Source organism: Streptomyces sp. SID1328, from assembly GCF_009865595.1.
Taxonomy (GTDB): Bacteria; Actinomycetota; Actinomycetes; order Streptomycetales; family Streptomycetaceae; genus Streptomyces; species Streptomyces griseoluteus.
On the sequence record NZ_WWKH01000179.1, the window covers coordinates 1 to 4256 of the forward strand.

Genomic DNA, 4256 nt, shown 5'->3' on the forward strand with positions numbered 1-4256 from the left:
CGCGTCCGCCCTCGCGCCGGACGGCCCGGCAGAAGTCGCTGCCCGCGCCCCTGGGCAGGCCGAGGGTCATCCAGCCGCCGAAGCCGCCCCCTCCAAGCCCCGCAAACGCCGCCGGGGCAGCGCCCGTTTCGCCGGGCTGGACGAGGAGGCTCCGGCGTCGCTGGTCCTCCCCGGCACCCCGCAGGCCACCCCCGACCTCCGGGGGGCCCGCTTCGCGGGAGCCGAGGCCGAGACCGAGGCCGGCGGGCAGGGGACGGCCGTCCCCGTACCCCACCCCGACGACCACCGCGCCGTAGCCCAGGCCGTGGCGCACCTCGCCGTCCTCCGCGCCGCAGGCCGCAGCGGTGAGGCGTACACGCTCCTGGCGGAAGCCGCCCGCTGGCCCGCCGTACGCCTCCCCCTCCTCGCCGACGCCCTCACCCATGCCGACTGGACCACCCTCCGCTGGGAGGCAGCCGCCCTGCCACCGGACCAATTGGTCACCGCGGCAGAGGTGTTGACGGCAGCCGGCCACCCCGGAGAAGCCCACCGCCTCCTGCGCGAAGGCGCCGCCCGCCCACCGGAGGAAACCGGCGCCGCCGTGGCGCGACTCCAAGAAGAAGGCCGTACCCGCGACGCCCGCACCCTCCTCGACGCCTCCCTCCGCACCCGCACCCCCGAGGACGCGGCCCGCCTCGCCGCCCCGGACCCCGACCGCCTCACCCCCCTCCTCCTGGAGGCCGCCCGGCACGTCTCCGAGGACCACCACCGGGCCCTCCTCCACGCACTCCGCGCCGCCGGGATCACGCCCTGACCGGCACCCCGCTCACCCGCAGGGGTGCGAAACGGGACCGAATCAGCGGGTTGGCGACGATGGTCTTGGCAAGGGCGTCCAAGAGGCTTACTTTCGTCCCTCTACGGCCCGTTTCTACGGGCGTAGAGGCTCGGACGCCGCGTCGAAGGAGCAGCTCATGGCCAACGTCGTACGTGCCGCACTGGTTCAGGCCACCTGGACCGGCGACACCGAGTCCATGATCGAGAAGCACGAGGAGTACGCCCGCGAGGCCGCGCGGCAGGGCGCGAAGATCATCGGGTTCCAGGAAGTCTTCAACGCCCCCTACTTCTGCCAGGTGCAGGAGCCGGAGCACTACCGCTGGGCGGAACCGGTACCGGACGGCCCGACCGTGACCCGGATGCGGGAGCTGGCCCGCGAGACCGGCATGGTGATCGTCGTCCCGGTCTTCGAGGTCGACGGCTCCGGGTTCTACTACAACACCGCCGCCGTGATCGACGCGGACGGCGGCTACCTGGGCAAGTACCGCAAGCACCACATCCCGCAGGTCAAGGGTTTCTGGGAGAAGTACTACTTCAAACCCGGCAACCTCGGCTGGCCCGTCTTCGACACGGCGGTCGGCAAGGTCGGCGTCTACATCTGCTACGACCGCCACTTCCCCGAGGGCTGGCGTCAACTGGGACTCAACGGGGCCCAGCTGGTCTACAACCCGTCCGCCACCCACCGCGGACTCTCCGCCCACCTCTGGCAGCTGGAGCAGCCCGCCGCGGCCGTCGCCAACGAGTACTTCGTCGCCGCCATCAACCGGGTCGGCCAGGAGGAGTACGGCGACAACGACTTCTACGGCACGTCGTACTTCGTCGACCCGCGCGGCCAGTTCGTCGGCGAGGTCGGGGACGACAAGACCGAGGAACTCCTCGTCCGCGACCTGGACTTCGACCTCATCGACGAGGTCCGGCAGCAGTGGGCGTTCTACCGCGACCGCCGCCCCGACGCCTACGAGGGGCTGGTGAACCCGTGAACGACCTGTACGCCCGCCACCGGGGCGTCATGCCCGACTGGCTCGCGCTCTACTACGATGACCCGCTGGAGATCACCCACGGCGAGGGCCGGTACGTCTGGGACTCCCAGGGCAATCGCTACCTGGACTTCTTCGGCGGCATCCTGACCACCATGACCGCGCACGCGCTGCCCGAGGTCACGAAGGCGGTGACCGAGCAGGCCGGGCGGATCATCCACTCCTCGACCCTCTACCTCAACCGCCCGATGGTCGAACTGGCCGAGCGCGTCGCCATGGTGAGCGGCATCCCGGACGCGCGGGTCTTCTTCACCACCTCCGGCACCGAGGCCAACGACACGGCCATGCTGCTGGCCACCACCTACCGCCAGGGCAACACGGTCGTGGCGATGCGCAACAGCTACCACGGCCGGTCCTTCGGCGCGGTCGGCATCACCGGCAACCGCACCTGGTCCCCGACCTCCCTCTCCCCGCTCCAGACCCTGTACGTGCACGGAGGTGTCCGCACCCGCGGCCCGTACGCCGACCTGGACGACCGCGCCTTCATCGACGCCTGCGTGGCCGACCTGCGCGACCTCCTGGGCCAGACCCGGCCCCCGGCCGCGCTGATCGCCGAACCCATCCAGGGCGTCGGCGGCTTCACCTCCCCGCCGGACGGTCTGTACGCGGCGTTCCGCGAAGTCCTCGACGAGCACGGCATCCTGTGGATCTCCGACGAGGTCCAGACCGGCTGGGGCCGCACCGGCGAGCACTTCTGGGGCTGGCAGGCGCACGACCAGAGCGGGCCGCCGGACATCGTCACCTTCGCCAAGGGGATCGGCAACGGCATGTCCATCGGCGGGGTGATCGCGCGCGCCGAGATCATGAACTGCATCGACGCCAACAGCATCTCCACCTTCGGCGGCACCCAGATCACCATGGCCGCCGGGCTCGCCAACCTCGGTTACCACCTCGAGCACGACCTCCAGGGCAACGCCCGCCGGGTCGGCGGCCTGCTCATCGAACTGCTGCGCGGGGTCACCGCCGGGCTGCCCGGCGTGCGCGAGGTGCGCGGCCGGGGGCTGATGATCGGCATCGAGCTGGTGAAGCCGGGCACCGACGAGGCCGACCCGGCCGCGGCCGCCACCGTCCTGGAGACGGCCCGCAGGAACGGCCTGCTCATCGGCAAGGGCGGCGGCCACGACACCAGCGCCCTGCGCATCGCCCCGCCGCTGACGCTCACCGTCGCGGAGGCCGAGGAAGGCGCGGCGATCCTCGAGAACGCGCTGAGGAGCACGTACTAGAGACGGGGTACAGCCGATGACCATGACCTCGGATTCCCGGCACACGTCCTGGCGGCCGCAGGAACCGGCCCTGTCCGTCCGGCAGGTGCTCACGCTGGAGCGGGTGCTCGCCGGGGAGCCCGAGGTGGTGGCCGGGGCCGGCGGGCTCGACCGGGCGGTGCGCTGGGTGCACGTGGCCGAGGCCGCCGACGTGGGCGTGATGCTCACCGGCGGCGAGATGGTGCTCACCACCGGAGTGCTGCTCGCCGGGGACGAGGCCAAGCAGGCCGCGTACGTCCAGTCGCTGCACCGGGCGGAGGCCGCCGCCGTCGTCCTCGGGCTCGGCCGCGCCTTCCCCACGCCGCCCGAGGTGATGCGCCGGGCGGCCGAGCGGTGCGGACTGCCGCTGGTCGTGCTGCACCGGCCCTTCCCCTTCGCCGAACTCACCGAAGAGGTCCAGTCCCGGCTGGTCCGGGCCAAGTTCGCCGCCGTCAGCCTCTCCGAGGCCGTCCGGACGAGCCTCACCGCGCTGATCACCTCCGGTGCCCCGCTGCAACGGCTGCTGGACGAGGTCGCGCAGCACTCCGGCTGTCCGGTCGTCCTCACCAACCTCGCGCACCGGGTCCTCGCCACGGCGGGGGAGCGGCCTGCGGTGGACGACGTGCTGCGCGACTGGGAGCGCATCGCCCGGCAGGCATGGGGGCACCACCCAGGCCTTTCAGGCACGGGGGGAGGCAGCGAGGGCGACGGCTGGGTCCGCGCCGAGCTGGGCGGACGCGGGGAGCGTTGGGGCAGGCTGCTGCTGTGCGGCTACCGGGGCGACTCGGCCAGCGGGCGCCTGCTCGCGGACCGGGCCGCCGAGGCACTGGTGCTGCACCGGATGCTCGGCGGCGCCTCGGGCCGCACCTGGGAGGAGCAGTCCGCGCACGGCCTGCTGACCGACCTCGCCTCCGGGACCGTACCCGCCCGCCACCTGCTGCCCAGGGCGCGGGCGGCCGGTCTCCCCGTCAACCGGCGGACGTTCGTGCCGCTCGTGGTGCCCGGTGCCGAGCCCGGGCGGCTCGACCGGGTGCTGCGCACGCTGGGCCTGACCGGACTCGTCGCGGAGCTGGCCGACGGGGCGACCGCCGTCCTGCTCAGCCTCGCCCGCGACCAGGACGCCGAGGCGCTCACCAGTCGTCTCGCCGCCCGGCTGCGCACCCCC

3 protein-coding genes and 1 pseudogene are annotated in these 4256 nt (G+C 73.0%); all 4 read left to right on the forward strand.

Features of this window, described 5'->3' with window-relative positions; all coding sequences use genetic code 11:
* Positions 1 to 793 (forward strand): annotated as a pseudogene (locus tag GT030_RS05430) (hypothetical protein); the annotation flags it as partial.
* Positions 794 to 950: 157 nt separating this feature from the next.
* Positions 951 to 1793 carry a nitrilase-related carbon-nitrogen hydrolase gene (locus GT030_RS05435; RefSeq protein WP_161200088.1) on the forward strand — a complete coding sequence of 281 codons (843 nt, stop codon included), beginning with the start codon at positions 951 to 953 and terminating at the stop codon, positions 1791 to 1793.
* Positions 1790 to 3073: an aspartate aminotransferase family protein gene (locus GT030_RS05440; protein WP_161200089.1), complete on the forward strand. Its 1284-nt coding sequence runs from the start codon at positions 1790 to 1792 to the stop codon at positions 3071 to 3073. The genes GT030_RS05435 and GT030_RS05440 overlap by 4 nt, the downstream gene beginning before the upstream one ends.
* 16 nt (positions 3074 to 3089) lie before the next feature.
* The coding region (locus GT030_RS05445) for a PucR family transcriptional regulator ligand-binding domain-containing protein (protein ID WP_161200090.1) at positions 3090 to 4256 on the forward strand (1167 nt) is incomplete at its 3' end.

Excerpts from the sequence above, each read along its gene's own strand:
- GT030_RS05435 (WP_161200088.1), top strand. The coding sequence starts at position 951 with ATGGCCAACGTCGTACGTGCCGCACTGGTTCAGGCCACCTGGACCGGC.